This is a genomic window from Streptomyces sp. CG4, assembly GCF_041080655.1.
Lineage (GTDB): Bacteria > Actinomycetota > Actinomycetes > Streptomycetales > Streptomycetaceae > Streptomyces.
Genome location: NZ_CP163525.1, coordinates 6,860,953 through 6,884,712, shown reverse-complemented (window position 1 = coordinate 6,884,712; position 23,760 = coordinate 6,860,953). Strand labels below are relative to the sequence as shown.

Genomic DNA, 23,760 nt, shown 5'->3' with positions numbered 1-23,760 from the left:
CCGGGCAACCGGATGGGGGCATCTGGGCCATTGCCGGGTGCGGGTACGTCGGGGCCGTTCACGCAGCCGAAAACGGTCAGATACGTACTTCGACGGTCTGCGCGAACCGGTCGTGCAGGCCGCGGCCGTCCCGGTCCCAGATCAGCGCCGGAATCGCGAGGCACAGCAGGACGGTACGGATCAGCGCGCGCACCGGGCTCACCGTGCCGGTCCGCAGGGCCACCACCCGGATGCCGAACAGTCGCTTACCCGGTGTGAAGCCGACCGTGCCGACGGTCAGGGCGCTCATGACGAAGAAGACGCCGAGGGCCCAGTTGCTGGTAGCGGGGCTGTAGCCATGGGTGATCAGCCCGTATGCGATCAGGACACTCAGACCCCAGTCCACCGCGAGCGCGCCGAGCCGTCGGCCCGGGCGGGCGACGGAGTTCGGCCCCTCCTCCGGGAGGCCCAGCTGCTCACCCCGGTAGCCGAAGTCCGCACCGGCCTCTTCCATGGCCGCGCGGGGCCCGGAGAGCCACGATCCGAGTGCTTGCCTGTTGTCCACGCGTCCACGGTACTGCGCCCGGTTTCGGACACTACGCCGAGGGGTGTGTCGGAGCTACGGTGGACACGTGGTCGGTTAACTTCTGCGAAACAAATGGGTCACGCCCGAGAAATCACCCGTCCCTAGGGTCGAGACCAGCGTGTGCCACCGCACTGGCCGCACGAACGATCTACCACCCCGGCGAGGACGGTCGGGAGTAGGAGGAGCTGGATGTTCCAGAACGCCGACGAGGCCAAGAAGTTCATCGCGGACGAGGACGTCAAGTTCGTCGACGTCCGGTTCTGCGACCTGCCGGGCGTCATGCAGCACTTCACGGTGCCCGTTGAGGCGTTCGACCCGGACGACGAGCTGGCCTTCGACGGATCGTCGATCCGCGGTTTCCAGGCCATCCACGAGTCCGACATGGCGCTGCGCGCCGACCTGTCCACCGCCCGGGTGGACCCGTTCCGCCGGGACAAGACCCTCAACATCAACTTCTTCATCCACGACCCGATCACGGGCGAGCAGTACTCCCGTGACCCGCGCAACGTGGCGAAGAAGGCCGAGGCCTACCTCGCGTCGACCGGTATCGCGGACACCGCGTACTTCGGTCCCGAGGCCGAGTTCTACGTCTTCGACAGCGTCCGCTTCGCCACCACGGCGAACGAGTCCTTCTACCACATCGACTCCGAGGCGGGCGCCTGGAACACCGGCGCCATCGAGGACAACCGTGGTTACAAGGTCCGCTACAAGGGCGGCTACTTCCCGGTCCCGCCGGTCGACCACTTCGCCGACCTGCGCGCCGAGATCTCCCTGGAGCTGGAGAAGAACGGCCTGAAGGTCGAGCGCCAGCACCACGAGGTGGGCACCGCCGGACAGGCGGAGATCAACTACAAGTTCAACACGCTGCTCGCGGCCGCCGACGACCTGCAGCTCTTCAAGTACATCGTGAAGAACGTGGCCTGGCGCAACGGCAAGACCGCGACCTTCATGCCGAAGCCGATCTTCGGTGACAACGGCTCGGGCATGCACGTGCACCAGTCGCTGTGGAGCAACGGCGACCCGCTGTTCTACGACGAGGCCGGTTACGCGGGTCTGTCGGACACCGCCCGCTACTACATCGGCGGCATCCTCAAGCACGCCCCGTCGCTGCTGGCCTTCACCAACCCGACGGTGAACTCGTACCACCGTCTGGTGCCGGGCTTCGAGGCGCCGATCAACCTGGTGTACTCGCAGCGCAACCGCTCCGCGGCCATGCGTATCCCGATCACCGGCTCCAACCCGAAGGCCAAGCGCGTCGAGTTCCGCGCGCCCGACTCCTCCGGCAACCCGTACCTGGCCTTCTCGGCCCTGCTGCTCGCGGGTCTGGACGGCATCAAGAACAAGATCGAGCCGGCCGAGCCGATCGACAAGGACCTGTACGAGCTGGCTCCCGAGGAGCACGCGAACGTCGCCCAGGTCCCGACCTCGCTGCCGGCCGTCCTCGACTCGCTCGAGGCCGACCACGAGTTCCTCCTCCAGGGCGACGTCTTCACGCCGGACCTGATTGAGACGTGGATCGACTTCAAGCGCACCAACGAGATCGCGCCGCTCCAGCTGCGTCCGCACCCGCACGAGTTCGAGCTGTACTTCGACGTGTGACAGGCGCCTGACCGTCGGATCCCCTGGGATCGGAAGGCCCCCCGGCTCGTGCCGGGGGGTCTTCGGCGTCCTGGGGCCGTGTGTCAGGCCGTGTGCCGGAAGCGGCTGCGGTACTCCGTCGGGGTCGTGTCCAGCTGCCGGCGGAAGGCGCGGATCAGGGTGTCGACCGTGTGGAAGCCGCAGGCCGAGGCCACCCGGTCGAGGGTGTCGTCGGTGGTCTCCAGCCGGCCCCGGGCCACCTCGACCCGGGCGGACTCGATGTACGAGGCGGGGGTGGTCCCCAGTTCGGTCCGGAAGAGCCGGGTCAGCTGGCGTTCGCTGACATGGGCGTGGGCGGCGAGGTCGGCGACTGTGAGCCGGCCGGTGACGTGCTGGGCGATGTGTCGGCGCAGGTCGTCCATGCGCCGGGTGGTGGAGACGGGTTCGATGGGGACGCTGAACTGGCTCTGGCCGCCCGGTCGCTTCAGGTACATCACCAGCTGCCGGGCCACGCGGAGCGCGACGGCCTCGCCGAAGTCCTCGGCGACGAGGGCGAGCGACAGATCGAGGCAGGCGGTGATGCCCGCGCCGGTCCACACCTTGCCGTCGCGGATGAAGATCGGGTCGGCGTCGACCTGGACGGCGGGGTGCTCGGCGGCCAGCTGCGGCGCGGTCGACCAGTGGGTGGTGGCGCGTCTGCCGTCGAGCAGTCCGGCGGCGGCGAGCAGATGCGCGCCCACGCACACGGAGGCGACGCGCCGGGAGCGGCCGGCGAGCGTGCGTACCCAGCGGACCACGCCCTCGTCGGTCACGGCGCGCACCCGGCGCCGGTCGTCGGCCTCGACCGCGCCGGGCACCAGCAGGGTGTCGATGGTGCGCCGGGCGGCCTCGGCGAAGGTGAGGTCGGGCAGGACGCGCACCCCGGCGAAGGTGGTGACGGGGTCCATGGTCTCGGCGGCCAGGACGACCCGGCAGCCGGCCGCGTCGTCGGTCTCCCGGCGCAGCAGCGCGAACACCTCGGGCGGGCCGGTGACGTCGAGCAGGTCGACGCCGTCGAAGAGGAGGACGACGACGAACCGTTCCATGCTGCTCACGAGGGCTCCCGATCCCGCATCCCGCTGATGTCCGTATCTGCAAGTTACATGACATTGCCGCCATGGGGTGGCCGCTCATAGCGTGATGACCATGGCTACGACGACTCTGCGTGACCTCAACGGCTTCGATCAGACCCCGGCCTCGCTCGCCGGCTCGACCCTGATCCTCATCGACTACCAGAACACCTACACCCGCGGCGTGATGGAGCTGACGGGCTGGCGGGCCGCCCTCGACGCGGGCGCCGACCTGCTGGCCCGGGCGCGGGCCGCGGGCGCGACGGTCGTGCACGTCGTCAACGACGGCGGCGCGGGCACGCCGTACGACGTCCGCGAGGAGATCGGGCAGATCCACCCGGCGGTCGCGCCGGCCGAGGGCGAGGCCGTGGTCGTCAAGCAGACCCCGAACGCGTTCCACGACACCGATCTGGCCGCGCACGTGGACGCCGCCGGGCACAAGGACGTGATCATCGCCGGCTTCATGACCCACATGTGCGTCGCCTTCACCGCCCACGGCGCGTTCCTGCGCGGCAACCGGGCCACCGTCGTCGCCGACGCCTGTGCGACCCGGCCGCTGGGCGCCGCCGTCGCCGAGGTGTCCGCCGAACAGCTCCACCGCGGCGCGCTCGCGACGATCGAGGACCTGTGGGGCGTCGTCGTCCCGTCCGCGGCGTCCCTCGGCTGAAATCCGCCGGCCTCGGCCGGATCCGCCCGCCCCGGTGCCGGGGCGGGCAACCTTTCCCGCTTCCCAGGCTTCCTACTCTCGGGGGATCATCCCTCCTGACCCTGCCGGACTAGAGAGGTTTAACGGGGATGACGGAACAGGACGACTGGGAGCGGGAATTCGATCACCGTTGGGCGAATTCCGCCGAGCACAAGGAGCCCTCCGCCCGGGCCCGGATGCTCGCCGCGCGCTGGAAGGAGAACCCGCCGAATCCGGCGCCCTTCCGCGCCGACCCGGACCCGGCGCCGCGCCGGTCGTCGTGGGCGTCGACGGCCATGGTCTTCGGGTGTGTGATCGCGGTGATGGTGCTGATCGGGGTGGTGCAGTTCGGCTCGGCCCGCTAGGCCGCCGCTGGGCCCTGTCGCGGCGGGCGGCGGGGACGCACCGCGACGGTCGGCGACTCACCGGTACGTTTTGCTGCTCCTAGGGGCGTTCGCAACCACTTCATGGGACTCGGCAGGTGCACACTGGACAGCGGGACGAGTGCCTGACTGCGGGGTGATGCAAGATGCAGAGCCGCTTCCGGAGCGATCGACGGCTGACCGTGCGCATGGGACTCACGCTGTTCCTGCTGGGTCTGCTGTACGTGGGCTTCATCGCCGCGTTGATCACGCTGCTGAAGTCCTGGGTGCTGGTCGTCGTGCTGGTCGGAGCGATGTTCGTGGCCCAGTTCTGGTTCTCCGACCGGATCGCCATGTTCGCGATGCACGGCCGGGTCGTGGAGCGCGAGGAGTATCCCGAGCTGCACGCGGTGATCGACCGGCTGTGCGCGATCGCCGACATGCCCAAGCCGGTGGTCGCCGTGTCCGAGATGGACATGCCGAACGCGTTCGCGACCGGCCGGAATCCCGACCATGCCGTGGTCTGTGTGACCACGGGGCTGCTACGGCGGCTGGAGCCCGCCGAGCTGGAGGGCGTGCTGGCGCACGAACTGTCGCACGTCGCGCACAAGGACGTCGCCGTGATCACGGTCGCGTCCTTCCTCGGTGTGCTGGCGGGCCTGATCGTGCGGTTCGCCTTCTACTCACAGGTCTTCGGCGGAGGCCGCAGGGACCAGAACACGGCCGCGGTCTTCGCCGCCGTCCTGGGCGTCTCCGCGGCGGTGTACGCGATCAGCTTCCTGCTGATCCGGGCGCTGTCCCGGTACCGCGAGCTGGCGGCCGACCGGGCGGCGGCGCATCTGACCGGGCGGCCCTCGGCGCTGGCGTCGGCGCTCACCAAGGTCTCCGGGGACATCGCCCGGATCCCGACCAAGGACCTGCGCACTGCCCAGGCCTTCAACGCCTTCTACTTCACCCCGGCGACGGGGAAGGAGCCCGGCATGGAGCGGTACTTCTCCACGCACCCGACCCTGGAGCAGCGGCTGGAGCAGCTGGGCCGGATCTCGGCGGAGCTGGGCGAGGCCGCCACGCCCGGGAAGGCGAGCTGACCAGATGGCACTGCGGAAGGCGGGCTGAGCCTTGGGGCTGCTGGACATCCTGCTGGGCCGTACGAAACCGGTCGCGCCCGATCTCGACCAGCTCTTCGCGCTGCCCTCGGCGGCCGTGACCCTCCAGGCCGCGGCCGGTTTCACACCGACCGGAACGGGCGCGGTGTGCTTCGCCACGGTGGAGGGGGCGGCCTTCGAGCAGACCCACCGGGAGGTGCAGGCGCTGCTGGACGCGGACACGGACCGCAGCGGCCCGCCGGTGGAGCTGCGGCGGGACGACTACGGCTACTCCTGGCTGCTCTCCGAGCGCGGCCCGGAGCAGCTGCCGGAGCTGGTCAACGATCTGCACGCGGTGAACAGCGCGTTGGAGGTCAACGGGTTCGGCCCGCAGCTGCTGTGCTCACTGGCCGCGTTCACGGACGACGGCGGCCGCAGGCTCGCGCTGGTCTATCTCTACAAGCGGGCCGCGTTCTACCCGTTCGCCCCGCTGCCCGGCGGCGCCGAGCGGCGGGACAGTGCGCTGGAACTGCAGGTGAAGGCGGCGCTCGCGAACGACCTGCGGATCGAGGAGGACCTGAGCCGCTGGTTCCCGGTGTGGGGCGCCCCCGGTCTGTGACCGGGGACGCCGTCGCTCACCTGCTCTTCTCGCGCTCCTGCCGGCGGGTCTCGAAGGGGCGCTCACGGCGGTAGCGGCGCTCCCACTTGGCCTGCCGGTCGCGGCGCTCGCGGTAGGCGCGGTAGCTGTCGGGCGGGGGCGGGGTGCCCGCGCCGGTGCCGGTGGTGGGTGGTGGCGTGCCGGGCGAGCCACGACCGTGCGTCGCGTACAGATACAGCAGCGCGACGGCGGCGAGCCACCACAGATGGTTTCCGATTCCGAGGATCACCAGGACGGCGGTCCCGGACACGACGATGCCACGCATGACGGACCTCCTCCGTGGGATGAGGGTGGCTGGGGTGGGAGTGTGTCGGCTTCGTGCCGTTTGTTCAGCGTAGGGAGGCCACCACCGCACCCGCATCCCGTTTTCCACCCGGCACGGCCCGCCATCAGTGCATGACCCCATGGCCGAACTCTCCGGTTTCACCCATGACTTCGACGGCGAACGGCTCAGCGGAGTGAGCGCCGGACCATCGGGCCGGGCGGCGCCGGCGGGGACCGGCGGGAGTTCGCGACCCGTCTGCTGGACGCCGGGTGCCCCGGCGGGGCACCCGGCATCGGTGACAGGGCCGGTGTCAGCGGCTGTAGCGCATGAAGGCGCGGACCATGTGGCAGGTCGTACCGGACGGCGGGCGCATCCCGATCTCCTGCGCCTTGCTGCGGATCCTCTCGTCGCGGGCCTGGGCCGGCAGGTAGATCCCGGAGTCGAGCAGGGCTATGGCGAGGCGCATGGCCTTCAGGCGGCGGTTGTGGGTGACGTACCACTCGCGCGGCCGTCCGGCCGGCAGCGGACGCTTCGTCACGGGCTCGTGGGGCGAGTCGAACAGCACCGGGTGCTGGGCGGTGGACTGGGTGGGCAACGGCTTCGGCTTCAGGGCGGCAGCGGGCACAGGCATCCTCCTGTCGCGGTCGGGCACCGGCCGGACAGTCCGGCCATGCCCTCGAACACTGCCTCCAGTTTAGTGCCCGGCACTGACATCGAGGGAGTCCGCAGAGTCCGAGAAACCTCCAGGTGGACAGGTGAATTGACCGCTCGTCACAGTAGGTCTTCGTGGTGCTCGTGAGGCGGCGTCAAATTCGAACAAGGGGGAGCGGCAACGACGCTCAGTCCGGGCCGGCGCCGACGCCGGCGACCACGGCCCTGGCCCTGGCCGTGGCCCGCAACGCGCTCTTGTCCACCTTGCCGTTCCCGGTGAGCGGCAGGCGCTCCGTCCACCAGACCGTGGTCGGCCGGTGCGCCGGGGCGAGCCGCTCCGCCACGAGCGCACATGCCTCGGCGGCGGCGGACGGGCTTGCCGTGCCGCCGGGTGCCGGCACGAGGAAGGCGCAGACCTCCTCGCCCGTCCAGGCACTGGGTCTGCCGACCACGGCGGCCTGACCGACGGCGGGGTGCCGGGCGAGGGCCGCTTCGACGGGCAGGCTGTAGATGTTGTCCCCGTCGACCACCACCATGTCTTTGACCCGGTCGTCGAGGTAGAGATAGCCCTCGCTATCGAGGTGCCCGAGGTCGCCGGTGCGCAGCCACCCGTCCCGCAGCACCTGCGCGGTGAGGTCGGGCCGCATCCAGTAGCCCGACATACCGGCGGCCGACCGCACCCACACCTCGCCCACCCGCCCGGCGGACAGGGGCCGCCCGGCATCTCCCGGCTCCCGTACCTCGATCTCCACGCCGGCCGCCGGGCGCCCCACCGAGCCGAGCAGCCAGGGCCGGCCGGCGACGGCCGCCGCGTGATCGGCGGGAGTGAGCCGGGTGACAACACCGGTCTCGGTCGCCCCGTAGCCCTGCTGCCAGCGGCAGCCCCAGGCGGCGACCGCCTGCCGCAGCCGCTGTGGCAGGATCGGCGCGGCGCCGTAGCTGATCGCTTCGAGACCCGGAATCCCGTCGGCGGTGCGGGGATCCTCGAGGAGCCGGTAGATCATGGGCGGCATCAGATAGGTCGACGCGGGCCCCAGTCTCCGGCAGGCGTCCGCCAGCCGCCCCGCGTCGAACGCGGACAGCACCTCCACCCGGCCGCCGGACCGCCACTGTTCGAGGCAGCGGCCGCCGGACCGCGCGGCCAGGGAGGTCACCGAGACGTAGGTACCCGGACCGTGGCGGCCTTCGGTGCCGCGCGCGTCCTGCCCGCCGGGGCGGGCCGCCAGCGCACGGAAGGTGATGGCGACGCCTCTCGGGCGGCCGGTGGTGCCTCCCGTGTACGCCACCCGGGCCACATCGTCCTCGCGGGCCGCGACCGGCACCGCGTCCGCCCGCCGCTGCGCGGCCCGCGTCAGCACCTCGGCCAGAGTCAGCCGCGGTACCCCCGGGTCCGGGACCGGTACGTCGTGCACCACCAGATCGGGACGGCAGTCCCGGAGCACGTGGTCCACTCCGTGGGTGGACGCGTCCCGCACCACCAGGGTCAGCCGCGCGCCGAGGACATGGGCGGCGGTTCGCAGCAGCAGTGCCTGAGCCCGGTTCGCGCCCAGCACACAGGCCAGTCCGGAGCCGCGGCACACCCCCGCGTCGCCCAGCACGCCGGCGATCCGGTGGACCTCTTGGAGCAATTCGCCGTGGTCGAGCACCCGGCCGCCGAGGCCCGCGCCGCCCAGCACCGGGCGGCCGGCATGCCCCTCCAGCGCCTCGACGAGCCGGGTCACGTAGATCGCCGCCACACTCCCATGGAAAGCCGGGCACGACCGCCGTGCAACACGGACCCGCGCGCGGTGACACCCGACGTCGCCACCGGCTGGGAGCCGGTTCTCGCATACCGTGTGCGGCATGGAAATCTGGATCAATCCCGCCTGCTCCAAGTGCCGCAGCGCCATCAGCCTGCTCGATGCCGAGGGGGCCGAGTACACCGTCCGCCGCTATCTGGAGGACGTCCCGAGCGAGGACGAGATCAGGGCCGTACTCGACCGGCTGCACCTCGAACCGTGGGACATCACCCGCACCCAGGAGGCCGTGGCCAAGGAGCTGGGGCTCAAGGAATGGGCGCGGGACGCGAGTGCGCGGGACCGGTGGATCGCCGCGCTCGCCGAGCACCCCAAGCTCATCCAGCGGCCGATCATCACCGCCGACGACGGAACGACGCTGGTGGCCCGCTCCGAGGAAGCGGTACGCGAGGCCCTCACGCACAACAAGGGCTGAGCAGCCGCTCAACTCCCCTGTGATGCAGGCCACTTCACCGACTGCTGCGAGCGCTGAGCAACCCCGTTCGGGATCTCGTACATAGCGGCGTACGCTCCCCTACCTCTTCAGGAGGCGCGCATGTCGCGCAGGCGCACCCTCAGTACGAAGAAGAAGCTCGCGCTTCTCGTCAGTGCCGCGGCGGTGGCGGGCGGCGGGGCCTTCGCGCTGGCCACCACGTCCAACGCCGCCCAGCCGGCGAACAACGCGAAGACCCTCTCCGCCGCGGACTCGTCGACCGCCTGCCAGGGGCTCGCCACCGCCCTGGGCAACAACGAGCGGTTCATCGCCGGGCAGCAGGCGAACCCGGACGCCCAGTCGGCGGCCCGGATCGCCAACCGGCAGGCAGTCATCAAACAGATCGAGGTCCAGCAGAAGGCAGCCGGTTGCACGGTTGGGGAGTCGGCTCAGGGCTCCCAGGCCGGTCAGCAGGCGCAGGGCGGCCAGCAGGGCGCAGGTCAACAGGGCGCCGGCCAGCAGAGCGGTCAGCAGGGCGCTGGTCAACAGGCCGGACAGCAGGGTGCCGGTCAGCAGAGCGCGCAGCCCTCGCAGAGTGCCGCCGGTGCCGCGGGCGCCGGTGGTGGCGCGGCGGCCTCCGGGCAGCAGGTCTGCAACGGCTCCACGGTCACCCTCTCCGGCGAGGCCGGCGCCCCGGCCGCGTCCAGCGGCCAGTTCCCGGCGGGTACGACCCTGAAGGTCACCAACCTGGACAACAAGAAGTCCACGACGGTGAAGGTGACCTCGGTCTCCGGCAGCTGCGTGCTCCTCAACAACGCGGCCTTCGAACAGGTCCGGGAGCCGGGCAAGTTCCTCATCCGCCACGCGCTGATCGAGAAGGTGGGGTGAGGCTCACCGGCCCGACAGGAAGGCGGTGAGGCGGCGGGCCAGGACGGCGGGTGCCGCGTGCGGCAGCGCGTGATGGGACATGCCCGGCAGTACGGCGGTCTCGACGTGCGGCACCAGTGCCGTCGCCCTGGTCACCACCTCGCGGGGGTCATGGGTCCTGCTGTTCGCCGCCACGAGCAGCAGGACCTGTGCGTTCAGGGCCCGCAGCGCGTCCGGCGCCGGGCGCGGGCTCGTCACCGGCTTGGCGGCCGGGAACCCGGCCGCCGCCTCCTGGAGGGCGAGCCAGTCCGGGTCCAGCGGTACTCCCCCGGTCTCCCACTCCAGGAAGGCGCGGACCCGGCGGGGCGAGGGCCGCAGCAGCATCGGCAGGGCGCGGAGCAGATACGCCGCCTTGAACCCGGCGAAGCACTGGGTCGGGTCCAGGAGGAACAGGCGGCGCATCCGGTCCGGGGCGCGCAGAGCGTAGTGCAGGGCGATCCAGCCGCCGTACGAGTGGCCGCCCAGGTCGGCCGAGTCGGCGCCCAGACCGTCGAGGACCGCGTCCAGCCAGCGCGTCAGGTCGGCGACGGTGCGGGGGTGGAGGTCGCCGGCCGGCTCGCTCAGCCCCGGGGCGCCGATCACATCGACGGCGTAGACCCGGCGGATCCGGGCCAGTTCCGCGACCTGGGCGTACCAGGAGACGGAGGTGGCTCCGCCGCCGCCCGGCAGCAGGAGCAGCGGGGGCGCTTCCCGGGGGCCGCAGGCGTTGACGCGGGTGGCGCCGAAGGGGGTACGGACCGTCAGCGCCTCCCGCTCGGCAGGCCACTTCGCCAGGACCTTGTCGTACGCAACCCGGAAGACCTCGTCGTCGTACCCGGCCATGGAACCGCCCCCTATTATCTCGCTCAACAAGATATTCGCTGAACGAGACAATAGCTTCGGAAGCCCCGCGTGCAGCCCGAAATGGAGATCGTCCATCTGCTGCGTGCCGTCGCCGTCGAACTCGGCCTGCACAGCGCCCGGTTCGCGCAGCGGAACGGCATGCACCCCACGGACGTACGCGCGCTGATCGCGCTGATGGACGCGCGGCGGGCGGACGAGGAGATGAGCGCCGGGCGGCTCGGGGCCGGGCTCGGGCTCAACTCGGCGGGCACCACGGCGTTGCTGGACCGGCTGGAGCGGGCGGGACATGTGCGGCGGGTGCGCGCGGAGAGCGACCGGCGGAAGGTCGTCGTGGAGGTGACGGACGGCGCCGTGGACCTCGGCACGTCCTTCTTCGGGCCGCTGATCGAGCGGTCGGTGGAGCTGCTGCGCGGCTACGACGACCACCAGCGAGCCGCCGTCCGGGACTTCCTCGACGGGGTGCGGGAGGCCGCGACGGAGAGCGCCCATACCCCGCCCCCTGGCACCTCACAAGGTGAGTCGTGACACAGAACCACCAGGTAACACGGGGTTCACATACGAGCAACGGTCGGGAAATCGCCCGTTGACAGGCTGCCGGGCAGATCGACGCGGCGCCCCGGTGCCGTGGCGCCGCAGCATCCGCAGCACCCGCACCGACGTGCGCCCGACACACCCCCGAAGGAAGTGCCCCCGTGACCTTCAAGGCCGAGTACATCTGGATCGACGGCACCGCGCCGACGGCCAAGCTCCGTTCCAAGACGAAGATCATCACGGGTGCCCCGGCCGGTCTCGACGCGCTGCCGATCTGGGGCTTCGACGGCTCCTCCACCAACCAGGCCGAGGGCCACGCCTCGGACCGCGTGCTCAAGCCGGTCTTCACCTGCCCGGACCCGATCCGCGGCGGCGACGACGTCCTCGTCCTGTGCGAGGTCCTCGACATCGACATGACGCCGCACGTGTCCAACACCCGTGCCGCGCTGGCCGAGGTCGCCGAGCGGTTCGCCGCGCAGGAGCCGATCTTCGGCATCGAGCAGGAGTACACCTTCTTCGACGGCACCCGTCCGCTCGGCTTCCCCGAGGGCGGCTTCCCGGCCCCGCAGGGCGGCTACTACTGCGGTGTCGGCGCCGACGAGATCTTCGGCCGTGACATCGTCGAGGCCCACCTGGACAATTGCCTCAAGGCCGGTCTCGGCCTCTCCGGCATCAACGCCGAGGTCATGCCCGGCCAGTGGGAGTTCCAGGTCGGCCCGCTCGCCCCGCTGGAGGTCTCCGACCAGATGTGGGTGGCCCGCTGGCTGCTGTACCGCACCGCCGAGGACTTCGGCGTCTCCGCGACCCTCGACCCGAAGCCGGTCAAGGGCGACTGGAACGGCGCGGGCGCGCACACCAACTTCTCCACCAAGGCGATGCGTGAGGGCTACGACGCGATCATCACCGCCTGCGAGTCGCTCGGCGAGGGCTCCAAGCCGCTCGACCACGTCAAGAACTACGGCGCCGGCATCGACGAGCGGCTGACCGGCCTGCACGAGACCGCCCCGTGGGACAAGTTCTCCTACGGCGTCTCCGACCGCGGTGCCTCGGTCCGTATCCCGTGGCAGGTCGAGAAGGACGGCAAGGGCTACATCGAGGACCGCCGTCCGAACGCCAACGTCGACCCGTACGTGGTGACCCGCCTGCTGGTGGACACCTGCTGCACCGCGCTGGAGAAGGCCGGCCAGGTCTGATCCCGGCTCCCGGAGGGGGCGTCCACCGTCGCGGTGGGCGCCCCCTTCCGCATGTCGTACGGTCACCCGTCCGGATGCCGAGACGGCGTCACGGACCGCACGGCGGGAGGGAAGCCGCTGATCAGGCCCTGATGCGCGCCCGCGACGGACTCGCCACGTCAACTTCACGCCAAGGAAGCGTCCAAGCAGTGAGAGGAGGGTCCTGCCCGGCGCCGCTGTCTGCTTCAATGGGCTCATGGCCAGCTTCCAGAAGATCACCGCGACGGGTCGCCATGACCTCGAGCCCTTCTGGCCTTCCCGTCAGCATCACGACTTCGACCGGGTGTGTTGCCGCGCGACGAACGCGCGGGCCCTCTAAAGCCGTAACCCCGGCCTTCGGCCAGCGCGAAGCGATGTACGTCCTCCGGCGCGCCCCGACCACGAATCGCGGCCGTCGCCTCGTCCGACGAAACTTCTCGCGCGAAAGAGCTGACCTCTCATGGCGACCTCTCGTTCTCTCTCCTCCGCCTCCACTCTGACCGCCCCCGCCCGGCACCGGCTGCGCGCCGTGGACCGGGACGAGGTGGTCGACGTCGCGGACTTCCTGCCGCCGGGCGCCACCTGGCTGCCCGCGCCGCAGCACACCCTGCCCACCCTCCCCGGCCAGCCGCCGATGGTCGGCTATCTGGTGCTGGTCCCTGCCGACCAGCGGCCGCCGTTCCTGCCGGTCGCGGTGCCGGACCAGCCGGGGACGGCCCCGGTCACCGACGCCGGCACGGGCAGCGGCCCGGCCGCCGAGCCGCTGGTGCGGTTGGACACCGAACGGCGCACCGCCGCCGTCGACGGCCGTGAACTCGACCTCACCTACCTGGAGTTCGAGCTGCTCGCGCACCTGGTGGCGCATCCGCACCGGGTGCACACCCGCGACCAGCTGGTCACCACGGTGTGGGGCTACGGCCATGTCGGCGACGGCCGCACCGTCGACGTGCACGTCGCCCGGCTGCGCCGCAAGCTGGGCGCCGAGCACCGCAAGGCGATCCAGACGGTGCGCCGGGTCGGCTACAAGTACACGCCGCCGACCGGCCGCTGACCCTCCCCCGCTCTGCCCTCGGCAGAGTCGCGTACCGCGACGCGCCCGGAGCGGGCACGATCACCGGTATGAGACTTCTGGTGCTGGGCGGTACGGAGTTCGTGGGGCGGGCGGTCGCCGAGGCCGCGGTGGCGCGCGGCTGGGAGGTGACCGTCTTCCACCGGGGACGGCACCAACCCCCGCCCGGGGTGCGGTCGTTGCACGGCGACCGCACCGCCCCGGACGGGCTGGCCGCGCTCGCCGCCGACCCGGGCGGCTGGGACGCCGTGGTCGACACCTGGTCGGCCGAGCCGCGTGCCGTGCTCGCGGCGGCACGGCTGCTGCGGGGCCGTGCCGCGCGGTACGCGTACGTCTCCAGCCGGTCCGTGTACGCCTGGCCCCGGCCCGCGCCGGGCGGGGCGGGCGAGACGGGTCCGGTGGTCGAGGGCGCCGCCGCCGACGCCGGGCCGACGGACTACGCACGGGACAAGCGGGGCGGCGAACTGGCCGCCGTCGAGACCTTCGGTGCGGAGGGCTCGCTGCTGGTACGGGCCGGGCTGATCCTCGGCCCGTACGAGAACATCGGCCGGCTGCCCTGGTGGCTGACCCGGATCGCCCGCGGCGGCCCGGTACTGGCCCCCGGGCCGCGCGAGCTGCCGGTGCAGTTCATCGACGCCCGCGATCTGGCCGGCTGGCTGCTCGGAGCGGTCGAGCGCTCGCTGAGCGGGCCGTACGACCTGGTCGGACCGCCGGGGCACAGCACCATGGGCGAGCTGCTCGACCTCTGTGTGCGGGTCACCGGCGCGGACGCGGAGCTGCGCTGGACCGACCCGGAGGTGATCCTGGCCGCCGGGATCGAACCGTGGACCGAGCTGCCGGTGTGGGTGCCGCCGGAGAGCGAGCTGCACGCGGCCCTGCACCGCGCCGACGTGTCGCGGGCGCTCGCCACCGGTCTGGTGTGCCGGCCGGCCGCGGAGACCGTCGCGGACACCTGGCGCTGGCTGACCCGGATCGGCGGCGAGGCACCCCGCCGCCCGGACCGCCCGCCCGTCGGCCTCGGCCCCGAGGCGGAGGCGAAGGTGCTGGCCGGGGCGGGGGGTGTACCTGGCACCACCCCGCAAGAGGCGACTTCGGACGACTGACGCGCGCGGAGCCGTCGGCGAGACTGACGGCATGAACACCGACCCGAAGAGAAACGACTTCCGCGCCCTGGCCAGGGAGGCACTGCTGGCCGCCGTGCAGGGGCTGGTGCTGGCCCTTGTGGTGCTGCCGACCGGTGCGGCGTTTCTCGTCCTGACCCTCGTCTCCGTCGCGCTCGTCCCGCTCGGCGTCGGGCTCGTCACCACTCCGGCGATCCTCACCGGCGTACGGGCTCTCGCGGACGCCCGCAGGAGGCTCGCGGCGGAGTGGTGCGGGATCCGGATCCCGGCGGTGTACCAGCCGCTCCCGAAGTCCGCCAACCCGTGGACGCGCACGGCCGCCCTGCTCCGGGACCCGCAGGTGCGGCGGGACCTGGTCTGGCTGCCGGTGGACATGACCGCGGGCTTCGCCACCGCGCTGCTGCCCGCGGTGCTGGTGTTCTTCCCGGTCGAGGGGTTCCTGCTGGCGGCCGGGCTGTGGCGGGCGTACGTGCACGGTCCGGGCGACACCTACTGGTACGCCTTCGTGCCGGTGAGCGGCCAGGCGAGTGCCTTCGGCGCGGCCGCGCTCGGCGCCGTGATCCTCGCCGTCTCCTGGCGCCGCACCCCGCGCCTGCTGACCACGCACTTCCGGCTCACCCGGGCCGTGCTCGGCGGCGACGCGGAACTCGCCGAGCGCGTCCGGGTGCTGACCGAGACCCGGCGGGACGCGGTCGACACCTCGGCCGCCGAGCTGCGCCGCATCGAGCGGGACCTGCACGACGGGGCGCAGGCCCGGCTGGTCGCCATGGGCATGGACCTCGGCACCATCGAAATGCTGGTGGAACACGACCCGGCCCAGGCGAAGCGGCTGCTCGCCCAGGCCCGCCGGAACTCCGCCGAGGCCCTGGAGGAGCTGCGCGACCTGGTGCGCGGCATCCATCCGCCGGTCCTCGCCGAACGGGGGCTCGGCGACGCCGTACGGGCACTCGCGCTGCGGCTCCCGCTGCCGACCGAGGTGAGCGTGGAGCCGGCGGGCCGTGCGGACGCGCCGGTCGAGTCGGCGGCCTACTTCGCGGTCAGCGAGGTGCTCACCAACGCCGTCAAGCACTCCGGCGCCGACCGGATCTGGGTGGACGTGCACCACGCCGACGGGCGGCTGCGGATCACGGTCACCGACAACGGCAAGGGCGGCGCGGTGATCGGCGGCGGGTCGGGGCTCGCCGGGGTCGAGCGCCGGCTCGGTACATTCGACGGCGTCCTGGCCGTCAGCAGCCCCGCGGGCGGCCCCACCCTGGTGACGATGGAGATCCCGTGCGCGTTGTCCTAGCCGAAGACCTCTTCCTGCTGCGCGACGGGCTGGTCCGGATGCTGTCGGCCTTCGGCTTCGAGATCGCCGCCGCCGTCGAGTCCGGTCCCGAACTCGCCCGCGCGCTCGCCGAGTTGGAGCCGGACGTGGCCGTGGTCGACGTACGGCTGCCGCCCACGCACACCGACGAGGGCCTGCAGTGCGCGCTCGCGGCCCGCAGGGCGCGGCCGGGACTGCCGGTGCTGGTGCTCTCCCAGCACGTGGAGCAGCTGTACGCGCGCGAGCTGCTCGCGGACGGCAACGGCGGGGTCGGCTATCTGCTCAAGGACCGGGTCTTCGACGCCGAGCAGTTCATCGACTCCGTACGCCGGGTCGCGGCCGGTGGTACGGCGATGGATCCGCAGGTCATCCAGCAGCTGCTGTCCCGGCGCGCGGCCGACGACCGGCCGCTCGCGAGCCTCACCCCGCGCGAGCTGGAGGTGCTGGAACTGATGGCGCAGGGCCGGTCGAACGCGGGCATCGCGGCCCAGCTGGTGGTGACGGAACGGGCCATCGCCAAGCACACCTCCAACATCTTCACCAAGCTGGGCCTTCAGGTGTCGGACGACGACAACCGTCGCGTCCTGGCGGTCCTCGCCCATCTCGACCGGGACCGCTGACCGAATCGGCGTGACCTGCCAACTCGCCTGTTCCTGCGAGGAATTTGTGAGACCGGTGAACATCTCTGGGGCGGCGTCCGTATGGAAGGACGCCGCTTCACTCCTGTCGGGCGCCCCGATGCTGCCCCGCTCGCAAGGAAGTCAGAGGAGTTCCATGGGACGCAACACACGAAAACGCCGTACGCCGCTGGCCACCAAGGCCATAGCCGCATCGGCGGCCCTAGCGCTCGGTGGGGGCGGGCTGATCTGGGCGAACTTCTATGCCTCCGCGCACGAGTCGAACAACCAGATGTGGGGAGGCAACCAGACGAAGGCCGCGACGGCGCAGGTCGCGACGATCTCCTGCCCGGACGTCCAGCAGAAGCTGACCAACGTGCCCTGGCGGGCCCGCCAGGGCGTGGCGACCGAGCTGGCCAACCTCGACAAGCAGATCACCGAGGCCTACACCCGGCTCGCCTCCACCCGGGACGCGCAGTCCAAGGATCCGAGCTTCGTGCAGAACGCGATCGTCGGCCCTCTCAAGGACAAGCGGGCCGCGACGATCGACCGGATCCGGATCGACGTCCAGCGGGTCGGCGGGGCGTTCAACAGCTCGCTGGCCCAGCTCGCCGCCTGTACGACACAGACCGCCAACCAGACCACCGCCGGCGGCCAGCAGCAGAACAACGGCGGTCAACAGCAGAACAATGGTGGCCAGCAGCAGAACAACGGCGGTCAGCAGCAGGGTGGCCAGCAGCAGGGCAACAACGGCGGCCAGGGCGGTGACGGCCCGGCCGCGGCGGACTTCGTGGACATCACGAAGGTCGCCCCGAACGTCCAGGGCAAGCCGCAGAATCAGCAGAACGCCTCGACCGGCCAGTTCATCACGCGCTGCGGCGTGAACGCGAACCAGAACCACAACAGCGACAACGTGATCGTCGCCCCCGGTGTGACCAACGGTGCCCACCACGTGCACGACTACGTCGGCAACCAGAAGGTCAACGCGTTCTCCAGCAACCAGACGTTCCTGCAGGGCGGCACCAGCTGCCAGAACCGCAACGACCTGTCGGCGTACTACTGGCCGGTCATCCGCGAGCAGGACGGCACCCAGGAGAAGGACGCGAACGCGGACGGCGGTGGCAAGGACCTCAACGTCGGCAAGATCCTGGTCGCCCAGCAGGCGCAGATCAAGTACGTCGGCAGCCCGGCGAGCAAGGTCGTCGCGATGCCGCAGTTCCTGCGGATCATCACCGGTGACGCCAAGGCCTTCGTCAACGGCACGGCCAACGCCAACGCGCACTGGAGCTGCACCGGCTTCGAGAACAAGGTGCAGCTGACGGACAAGTACCCGATCTGTCCGCAGGGCAGCAACGTGGTGCGCTCGTTCGCCTTCCAGAGCTGCTGGGACGGCGTGAACATCGACAGCGCCAACCACCGCACGCACGTGGCCTTCGCCGACCCGGCAAGCGGGGTCTGCCCGAACGGCTTCAAGGCGATCCCGCAGCTGACGATGCGCCTGGTGTACAACGTGCCGCAGCCCGTCGTCCAGGCGGACGGCACGGTGAAGAACGCCTACGCGGTGGACGGCTTCCCGGAGGAGCTGCACAAGCCGATCACCGACCACGACGACTTCATCAGCGTCACGACCGGCGGTCTGGCCAACAAGATCGCGAACTGCATCAACAGCGGCCGCAGGTGCGCCTGATCACCTGACGCGGGCCACAGGACGAGGCCGGTGACGGACCCCCCTCCCGTCACCGGCCTTCCCGTGTGTTTCAGCCACCCTGCACGGCATGGGAGGAGTGGTGGGAGGAGTGGTTCGTACCCATCTCCAGGTCCCCGCCCAGTGTGCCGCGCAGCGCCTTGACGACGCCGTCGCCGCCGACCGCGACCCACTTGCGGCCGACCAGGTAGTAACCGCCGTAGTCCTTCGCGTCGTTGATCCACTCGCGCTGGCCGCGGTCGGTGGCGAAGGTGGCGAGAATGAACTTGCCGTCGCCGTTCGTGCAGATGGCCTGCCGCAGTTCATCGGCGTCGGTCTGCATGTTCGGCTTGCACTTCACCTCGGCGGCCAGGCTCTCCAGGCTGCCGGTCGCGGTGGCCGGGACCGCCTTGGTCTCCCCACCCGCGCCGCAGCCCGCCAGCGCCAGTACGGCCGCGGCGGCCGGCAGCAGTCGTGTCACCCTCATCAGTTCCTCCGGTCCTCGGGGCCCATGCCTCAGCTCCTTCGGATACGGCTCCCGGCCGCCGCGCGCTCAATGGCGGCCGCATACGCCCGGCTACGCGTGGCGAGGGATGGCCGAATCACCCATCCGGTGGTGACCAACCTCCCCCTCGCTCGTTTTCCCTGACGTGCAGTCACAGGATGTAGCCCAGCGTCACGCCCCCGCCTCCGCCGGACAGCCCGCACCGGTCGATCTCGAGCAGGCCGAGGCCGCGCTCGTCGAGCACTATCCACGGCTGGTCCGGATCGCCTACCTGGTACTGCCACCCGGACTCGGCCGCAGCCGCCGGGTGCTGACCGCACACTCCCTCGCCCAACGCTCCCTGCCCAAGGGCCGCGGGCAGCAGCCCGTCATCCCGGCGCAGGCCTCGGGCGAGGAGGGCGACCCCGGGTACGCCTTCCTGCGCGAGCGCGTCCTGACCACGGCCCTGGAGGCGGCCCTGCCCCGCAAGGGCCTGCCCCGGCTCTCCCAGCTGCCGCCGCTGCTGCCCCAGGTGTGGGGCCTCAAGCTGTTCCCGCGCTCGGGCGGCGCCGACGAGCTCGCCCTGGACCAGCGGCTGTCCGCCCTGTCCGGCCCGGCCCGCGCCGCCTATGTGCTGCGCGGCCTGGAGCAGCTGTCCGACGCCGAGATCCGGGAGCTGCTGACGGCCGCCGGGGTGGACGACCCGGGCGGCGCGCTGGCCTCGGCGAACGGCGTGCCCACCCAGCCCGAGCTGCTCGCCTCCGCCGAGTTCGACCCCTGCCTGCTGCAGGCCCGGCCCACCGATCTGATGCGCCGCCGCCAGCACGGCAAGGCCGCGCTCGCCGCCGCCGCGGCGCTCGCGGTGTGCGGGGCCCTGATCGCCCTGCCCGGTGACGGCTGGGGCCCCGACGGCGCCGCCGCGCCCGTCTACGCCGGGAACCCGGCCGCCGAGGCCGCCCTCGACCCGGGCCGGCTGATCCGGGTCTCCCCCTCCGCCTGGGAGTCCGCCGCCCGCACCGACTTCTCGGCGTGGCCCGCGCGCGGCCCGCTCACCGGCGACTCCGACCTGCTGCACCGCGCCCTCGCGGTATGGGCCCGCCCCGGCGCGACGGTCCATGTCTCGGCGACCCCCGGCACCGAGACCGGCGGCCCGGCCGGCCCGCCCCAGCTGCTGTACGCGGGCCAGGTGGACAACGCCCGCGTGGTGGTGTTCTACGACGGCCTGCGCATCACCCGGTACGCCGAGCCGGTCGACGGCACCCAGGGCGCGGCCCTCGACTTCGCCCGTGCCGACGGTGCGACCGGCGCCGAGGCGAGCGCGCTGGTGCTGGGCCGCTCCGACGGCAACGTGCAGTACCTGACCGCGCCCTGGGTGACGAAGGCGGCCTCGCGGGACCTGATGAAGCCGGACGCGGCCGCGACCCCGCTGACGCTCACCAAGGGCGTCACCGCGCCGCTGGCCAGCGCCGCGCTGCGCCCCGGCAGCTGCACCTCCTGGACGGCGCTCCAGCTGACCGACGCCACCGGCACCCAACTCGCCACCGACCTGGGCGAGTTGACCCCCGCCCACCTCACCGTCGGCAAGCCCGGCTCGCCCGACGAGGTGTCCGACGCGGCCGGGCGGGCGGCCTGGGCGCCGTTCGCCTGCTCGCTGGCGGCGGCGCGCTCCGCCGGGGTGCGCAGCGTCAACGCCTGGGCGTACGCCGACCAGCCGCTGCCCGACGGCAGCGGGGCGGCGCAATGGGTGTGCACCAGGGCCGAGACCTGGCGCGGGGACGGTACGGGCGCGCTGGCCCTGTTCCGTACGCCGGGCGGGCGGACGGCGTCGGTGGTCGCCAAGGGCACGGATGCGCGGTCCTGCGGGGCGCGTGATCCGCACGCGCTCGCCGGGGTGCTGTGGAAGTCCGCGGCCGGGCACTGGTACCTGCTGGCGGCGGGCGACAAGGACACGGCGTCGATCCGGGCGGGCGGCGGGGTCACCGGCGCCGGGCAGGGCCAGTTCCTGGTGGCCCGCGCCAAGCAGGGGGCTCGGGCCCGGCTGCAGGGCACACTGACGGACGGGCGGGAGATCAGCGGCTTGCAGTGAGCCGTTGCTGACACCCGCGTAAACAAGCCCTGCCGCAGGGGTTCTCAGCGGGCCTACCCGCCAGTACATTGACGCCATGTCTAATACGCAGGCCCGGGTGCCGCTCAAGGCACGCAAGGTGTCCTTCTCCTGGGACGGCACGCCGCTGCACTGGGTGCCGGGGGATCCCTTCACCACGCACACCATCAATGTGCTGCACCTGCTGCTGCCCGCCGGTGAGCGGTGGTTCGTGCACGTGTACAAGCAGGTGCTGCCGTACATACGCGACGAGCGGCTCCGCGAGGACGTCATCGGGTTCATCGGCCAGGAGGCGATGCACTCCCAGGCCCATGACGAGGTGCTGCCGCACCTGCGCGAGCAGGGCCTCGACCCGACACCGTACACCGCGCAGGTCGACTGGTTCTTCGAGAAGCTACTCGGGGACCGGACGCTGCCGCCGGGCCGGGCGCGCCGGTGGTGGCTGATGGAGCGGGTCGCGCTCATCGCCGCGATCGAGCACTACACCGCGTTCCTCGGCAACTGGGTGCTCAACGCCGACGAGCTCGACCGGCGCGGTGCCGACCCGACCATGCTGGACCTGCTGCGCTGGCACGGCGCGGAGGAGGTCGAGCACCGCTCCGTCGCCTTCGAGCTGTTCATGCACGTCGACGGCAGCTACAGCCGCCGGGTGCGGACCTGGGCCACGGCCTTCTCGGCGATGGTGTTCCTGTGGCAGCGCGGGACGCGGTTCTTCATGGCGAACGACCCGACCCTCATCGACGGCAGGGCGAGCTTCAAGGACTTGTACGACCGTGGCCGGCGGGGGCTGCTCCCCTCGACCGGGGACATGGTCCGGTCCATCCCCCGCTATCTGAGCCGCGACTACCACCCCTCGCAGGAGGGCGACACCGAGCAGGCCGTCGCCTATCTGGCCTCCTCCCCCGCGGCGACGGCGGCGGAGAAGAGGGCCGCCTGATGCCGAAGCTGCGTACCGTCGCGCTCGTCGCGGGCGCCGTCCTGCTGACCCGGCAGGCCCTGCGCCGCCGTATCCAGGTCTCGCCGCTGTGGCCGATGCCCGCGCTGGAGGAGCCCACGTCGGGCCGTCCGCGCTCGCGGGCCCTGCGGCTGCTGGTGACCTCGCGCGAGATCGTGGCCGACGGGGTCGTGCAACTCCGGCTGGAAGGGCGGGACCTGCCCCGCTGGGAGCCCGGCGCGCATCTCGACCTCGTCCTGCCGTCGGGGCTCGTCCGGCAGTACTCGCTGTGCGGTGACCCCGAGGACACCTCCTCGTACACCGTCGCGACCCGGCTGGTCGAGGACGGGCGGGGCGGCTCGCGCGAGGTGCACGAGCAGGTGACGGAGGGCATGGAACTGGAGGTACGGGGGCCGCGGAACCGCTTTCCGCTGGTCGAGGCGGAGTCGTACGTCTTCGTCGCCGGCGGGATCGGGATCACCCCGCTGCTGCCGATGCTGCGGGCGCTCCCGGAGAACGCCGGGTGGCGGCTGCTGTACGCGGGGCGCGAGAGGGCCTCGATGCCGTTCCTGGAGGAGGTCGAGAAACTGGGCCGCGACCAGGTCACCGTCGTGGAGGGCCGGCCGGACCTCGACGCGCTGGAGGTGAGCGAGGGGACTGCCGTCTACGCCTGCGGCCCCGAAGGGCTCATGGCGGCCGTCGCGGCACGCTTCCCGGAGGTCCGTCTCGAACGGTTCGCGCCCCGTGCGTCGTCCGACGGCAACACGGAGTTCGAGGTCGAACTCCGGCGCAGCGGGCGGACCTTGACCGTGCCGGCCGACTCCACCGTGCTCACCGCCGTACGCCGGGCACTGCCGGGCACCGCCTACTCCTGTGAGCAGGGGTTCTGCGGGACCTGTCAACAGCGGGTGCTGGAAGGAGAGATCGATCACCGGGACGAGCTGCTGACGGACGAGGAGCGCGCCGATTCGATGCTGATCTGTGTGTCGCGGGCCCGGGGCGATCGTCTGGTCCTCGACATGTGATCACCCGTGGCCGAATCGGATCGGCAATCCGATCGGTAAGGTGTTCGCATGAGTACCGGGGTTCGCCGCAGGATGGGCGTCGAGGAGCGGCGGCAGCAGTTGATCGGCGTCGCCCTCGACCTGTTCAGCAGGCGCTCGCCCGACGAGGTCTCCATTGACGAGATAGCGTCGGCGGCGGGCATCTCACGCCCGCTGGTGTACCACTACTTCCCGGGCAAACTCAGCCTGTACGAAGCCGCGCTGAGGCGTGCCGCACAGGATCTGGCGGACCGTTTCGGCGAGCCCCACGAGGGCCCGCTGGGCGCCCGGCTGCTGCGTGTGATGCGTCGCTACTTCGACTTCGTGGAGGAACACGGACCCGGCTTCTCGGCGTTGATGCGGGGCGGACCGGCCGTGGGCTCCTCGGCCACGAACGCGCTCATCGACTCCGTTCGGCAGGCCGCGTACGAACAGATGCTGTCGCACCTCGGCGTCACCGACGTTCCCCCGCGCCTGGAACTGGTCGTCCGCTCCTGGATCTCCCTCGCCGAGTCCACGGCACTGATCTGGCTGGACGGCCGGCGTATTCCGCGCAGGGAGCTGGAGATCCAGCTGGTGCACGACTTCGCGGCGCTGGCCGCGGTCAGCGCCGCCTACGACCAGGACATGGCGACCCTGCTGAAGAAGATGGTCAAGGACGAGCCGGCCGACGGCCACTTGGCGGACCTCATCGGCCGGCTCATCTCCCTCGGTCTCTGA

Annotated in this window: 25 protein-coding genes; 18 read left to right on the top strand and 7 right to left on the bottom strand. The window is 71.7% G+C overall.

Translation table 11 applies throughout. The features are described 5' to 3' along the window. Window positions 1-76 precede the first annotated feature (76 nt). On the bottom strand, window positions 77-544 hold the full coding sequence (locus AB5L52_RS31435; protein WP_351018300.1) for an RDD family protein: 468 nt from the start codon (window positions 542-544) through the stop codon (window positions 77-79). 210 nt (window positions 545-754) lie between these two features. Here AB5L52_RS31435 and glnA point away from each other — a divergent pair, with 210 nt between their 5' ends. Then, complete coding sequence (glnA, locus tag AB5L52_RS31430; RefSeq protein WP_351018302.1) at window positions 755-2,164, top strand: type I glutamate--ammonia ligase; 1,410 nt, start codon at window positions 755-757, stop codon at window positions 2,162-2,164. 83 nt (window positions 2,165-2,247) lie between these two features. Here glnA and AB5L52_RS31425 read toward each other — a convergent pair whose 3' ends face one another. Next, complete coding sequence (locus tag AB5L52_RS31425) at window positions 2,248-3,237, bottom strand: GlxA family transcriptional regulator (protein ID WP_369367313.1); 990 nt, start codon at window positions 3,235-3,237, stop codon at window positions 2,248-2,250. 91 nt (window positions 3,238-3,328) lie between these two features. Between AB5L52_RS31425 and AB5L52_RS31420 the strand changes: the two genes are divergently transcribed. From AB5L52_RS31420 to AB5L52_RS31405, 4 genes are all read left to right on the top strand, one after another. After that, window positions 3,329-3,919, top strand: coding sequence for an isochorismatase family protein (locus tag AB5L52_RS31420; RefSeq protein WP_369367312.1), 591 nt, complete (start codon window positions 3,329-3,331; stop codon window positions 3,917-3,919). Window positions 3,920-4,047: 128 nt separating this feature from the next. After that, on the top strand, window positions 4,048-4,302 hold the full coding sequence (locus AB5L52_RS31415) for a hypothetical protein (RefSeq protein ID WP_351018311.1): 255 nt from the start codon (window positions 4,048-4,050) through the stop codon (window positions 4,300-4,302). Between the two features lie 164 nt (window positions 4,303-4,466). Next, window positions 4,467-5,387, top strand: a complete 921-nt coding sequence (gene htpX, locus AB5L52_RS31410) for a zinc metalloprotease HtpX (protein WP_351018313.1) — start codon at window positions 4,467-4,469, stop codon at window positions 5,385-5,387. A gap of 31 nt (window positions 5,388-5,418) precedes the next feature. Continuing rightward, a complete protein-coding gene (locus AB5L52_RS31405) occupies window positions 5,419-6,003 on the top strand; it encodes a hypothetical protein (RefSeq protein ID WP_351018316.1) in 585 nt (194 codons plus the stop codon). 16 nt (window positions 6,004-6,019) lie between these two features. Here the strand turns inward: AB5L52_RS31405 and AB5L52_RS31400 are convergent, their stop codons facing one another. The 3 genes from AB5L52_RS31400 to AB5L52_RS31390 form a co-directional block, all read right to left on the bottom strand. Next, a complete protein-coding gene (locus AB5L52_RS31400; RefSeq protein WP_351018319.1) occupies window positions 6,020-6,307 on the bottom strand; it encodes a hypothetical protein in 288 nt (95 codons plus the stop codon). A 310-nt stretch (window positions 6,308-6,617) separates the two neighbouring features. Beyond that, window positions 6,618-6,932, bottom strand: coding sequence for a hypothetical protein (locus tag AB5L52_RS31395; RefSeq protein WP_369367311.1), 315 nt, complete (start codon window positions 6,930-6,932; stop codon window positions 6,618-6,620). Between the two features lie 214 nt (window positions 6,933-7,146). After that, complete coding sequence (locus AB5L52_RS31390; protein ID WP_369367310.1) at window positions 7,147-8,694, bottom strand: AMP-binding protein; 1,548 nt, start codon at window positions 8,692-8,694, stop codon at window positions 7,147-7,149. A gap of 106 nt (window positions 8,695-8,800) precedes the next feature. Here AB5L52_RS31390 and AB5L52_RS31385 point away from each other — a divergent pair, with 106 nt between their 5' ends. Further along, window positions 8,801-9,169 (top strand): arsenate reductase family protein, encoded by a 369-nt coding sequence (locus tag AB5L52_RS31385; RefSeq protein WP_351018325.1) that lies wholly within the window; start codon window positions 8,801-8,803, stop codon window positions 9,167-9,169. Window positions 9,170-9,289: 120 nt separating this feature from the next. Next, complete coding sequence (locus AB5L52_RS31380) at window positions 9,290-10,054, top strand: hypothetical protein (protein ID WP_351018327.1); 765 nt, start codon at window positions 9,290-9,292, stop codon at window positions 10,052-10,054. Between the two features lie 3 nt (window positions 10,055-10,057). Here AB5L52_RS31380 and AB5L52_RS31375 read toward each other — a convergent pair whose 3' ends face one another. Continuing rightward, complete coding sequence (locus tag AB5L52_RS31375; protein ID WP_369367309.1) at window positions 10,058-10,915, bottom strand: alpha/beta fold hydrolase; 858 nt, start codon at window positions 10,913-10,915, stop codon at window positions 10,058-10,060. 81 nt (window positions 10,916-10,996) lie between these two features. Here AB5L52_RS31375 and AB5L52_RS31370 point away from each other — a divergent pair, with 81 nt between their 5' ends. The 7 genes from AB5L52_RS31370 to AB5L52_RS31340 all read left to right on the top strand — a co-directional run bounded on the left by AB5L52_RS31370 (window position 10,997) and on the right by AB5L52_RS31340 (window position 18,478). Further along, window positions 10,997-11,461, top strand: coding sequence for a MarR family transcriptional regulator (locus tag AB5L52_RS31370; RefSeq protein ID WP_351018449.1), 465 nt, complete (start codon window positions 10,997-10,999; stop codon window positions 11,459-11,461). A gap of 167 nt (window positions 11,462-11,628) precedes the next feature. After that, window positions 11,629-12,660, top strand: a complete 1,032-nt coding sequence (gene glnII / locus AB5L52_RS31365; protein ID WP_351566246.1) for a glutamine synthetase — start codon at window positions 11,629-11,631, stop codon at window positions 12,658-12,660. 478 nt (window positions 12,661-13,138) lie between these two features. Next, a complete protein-coding gene (locus tag AB5L52_RS31360; RefSeq protein ID WP_351018333.1) occupies window positions 13,139-13,729 on the top strand; it encodes a winged helix-turn-helix domain-containing protein in 591 nt (196 codons plus the stop codon). Between the two features lie 68 nt (window positions 13,730-13,797). After that, a complete protein-coding gene (locus AB5L52_RS31355; RefSeq protein WP_369367308.1) occupies window positions 13,798-14,850 on the top strand; it encodes an NAD-dependent epimerase/dehydratase family protein in 1,053 nt (350 codons plus the stop codon). A gap of 31 nt (window positions 14,851-14,881) precedes the next feature. Beyond that, window positions 14,882-16,156 carry a sensor histidine kinase gene (locus AB5L52_RS31350; protein ID WP_369367307.1) on the top strand — a complete coding sequence of 425 codons (1,275 nt, stop codon included), beginning with the start codon at window positions 14,882-14,884 and terminating at the stop codon, window positions 16,154-16,156. Continuing rightward, window positions 16,141-16,794, top strand: a complete 654-nt coding sequence (locus AB5L52_RS31345) for a response regulator transcription factor (protein WP_351018340.1) — start codon at window positions 16,141-16,143, stop codon at window positions 16,792-16,794. The genes AB5L52_RS31350 and AB5L52_RS31345 overlap by 16 nt, the downstream gene beginning before the upstream one ends. Before the next feature lie 154 nt (window positions 16,795-16,948). Beyond that, entirely contained in the window at window positions 16,949-18,478 is a 1,530-nt protein-coding gene (locus AB5L52_RS31340) for a DUF1996 domain-containing protein (RefSeq protein ID WP_351018343.1), read from the top strand. 70 nt (window positions 18,479-18,548) lie between these two features. On the opposite strand, the gene AB5L52_RS31335 is transcribed toward AB5L52_RS31340, so the two are convergent. Next, a complete protein-coding gene (locus AB5L52_RS31335; protein ID WP_351018346.1) occupies window positions 18,549-18,962 on the bottom strand; it encodes a hypothetical protein in 414 nt (137 codons plus the stop codon). A gap of 163 nt (window positions 18,963-19,125) precedes the next feature. Here AB5L52_RS31335 and AB5L52_RS31330 point away from each other — a divergent pair, with 163 nt between their 5' ends. The 4 genes from AB5L52_RS31330 to AB5L52_RS31315 all read left to right on the top strand — a co-directional run bounded on the left by AB5L52_RS31330 (window position 19,126) and on the right by AB5L52_RS31315 (window position 23,760). Beyond that, window positions 19,126-21,045 (top strand): hypothetical protein, encoded by a 1,920-nt coding sequence (locus tag AB5L52_RS31330; protein ID WP_369367306.1) that lies wholly within the window; start codon window positions 19,126-19,128, stop codon window positions 21,043-21,045. A 76-nt stretch (window positions 21,046-21,121) separates the two neighbouring features. Beyond that, the gene (locus AB5L52_RS31325; RefSeq protein ID WP_351018352.1) at window positions 21,122-22,000 is read left to right on the top strand and encodes a metal-dependent hydrolase; all 879 of its coding nucleotides are present in this window, start codon (window positions 21,122-21,124) and stop codon (window positions 21,998-22,000) included. Beyond that, window positions 22,000-23,022 carry a 2Fe-2S iron-sulfur cluster-binding protein gene (locus tag AB5L52_RS31320; RefSeq protein WP_369367305.1) on the top strand — a complete coding sequence of 341 codons (1,023 nt, stop codon included), beginning with the start codon at window positions 22,000-22,002 and terminating at the stop codon, window positions 23,020-23,022. Before AB5L52_RS31325 ends, AB5L52_RS31320 begins: the two co-directional genes overlap by 1 nt. Window positions 23,023-23,070: 48 nt before the next feature. Beyond that, window positions 23,071-23,760 (top strand): TetR/AcrR family transcriptional regulator, encoded by a 690-nt coding sequence (locus AB5L52_RS31315; protein WP_351018359.1) that lies wholly within the window; start codon window positions 23,071-23,073, stop codon window positions 23,758-23,760.

Coding starts and splice junctions, on each gene's coding strand:
- AB5L52_RS31350 (WP_369367307.1), top strand. CDS start 14,882: ATGAACACCGACCCGAAGAGAAACGACTTCCGCGCCCTGGCCAGGGAG.
- htpX (WP_351018313.1), top strand. CDS start 4,467: ATGCAGAGCCGCTTCCGGAGCGATCGACGGCTGACCGTGCGCATGGGA.
- AB5L52_RS31325 (WP_351018352.1), top strand. CDS start 21,122: ATGTCTAATACGCAGGCCCGGGTGCCGCTCAAGGCACGCAAGGTGTCC.
- AB5L52_RS31380 (WP_351018327.1), top strand. CDS start 9,290: ATGTCGCGCAGGCGCACCCTCAGTACGAAGAAGAAGCTCGCGCTTCTC.
- AB5L52_RS31360 (WP_351018333.1), top strand. CDS start 13,139: ATGGCGACCTCTCGTTCTCTCTCCTCCGCCTCCACTCTGACCGCCCCC.
- AB5L52_RS31420 (WP_369367312.1), top strand. CDS start 3,329: ATGGCTACGACGACTCTGCGTGACCTCAACGGCTTCGATCAGACCCCG.
- AB5L52_RS31355 (WP_369367308.1), top strand. CDS start 13,798: ATGAGACTTCTGGTGCTGGGCGGTACGGAGTTCGTGGGGCGGGCGGTC.
- AB5L52_RS31415 (WP_351018311.1), top strand. CDS start 4,048: ATGACGGAACAGGACGACTGGGAGCGGGAATTCGATCACCGTTGGGCG.
- AB5L52_RS31335 (WP_351018346.1), bottom strand. CDS start 18,962: ATGAGGGTGACACGACTGCTGCCGGCCGCCGCGGCCGTACTGGCGCTG.
- AB5L52_RS31315 (WP_351018359.1), top strand. CDS start 23,071: ATGAGTACCGGGGTTCGCCGCAGGATGGGCGTCGAGGAGCGGCGGCAG.
- AB5L52_RS31375 (WP_369367309.1), bottom strand. CDS start 10,915: ATGGCCGGGTACGACGACGAGGTCTTCCGGGTTGCGTACGACAAGGTC.
- AB5L52_RS31320 (WP_369367305.1), top strand. CDS start 22,000: ATGCCGAAGCTGCGTACCGTCGCGCTCGTCGCGGGCGCCGTCCTGCTG.
- AB5L52_RS31385 (WP_351018325.1), top strand. CDS start 8,801: ATGGAAATCTGGATCAATCCCGCCTGCTCCAAGTGCCGCAGCGCCATC.
- AB5L52_RS31370 (WP_351018449.1), top strand. CDS start 10,997: ATGGAGATCGTCCATCTGCTGCGTGCCGTCGCCGTCGAACTCGGCCTG.
- AB5L52_RS31340 (WP_351018343.1), top strand. CDS start 16,949: ATGGGACGCAACACACGAAAACGCCGTACGCCGCTGGCCACCAAGGCC.
- glnA (WP_351018302.1), top strand. CDS start 755: ATGTTCCAGAACGCCGACGAGGCCAAGAAGTTCATCGCGGACGAGGAC.
- AB5L52_RS31400 (WP_351018319.1), bottom strand. CDS start 6,307: ATGCGTGGCATCGTCGTGTCCGGGACCGCCGTCCTGGTGATCCTCGGA.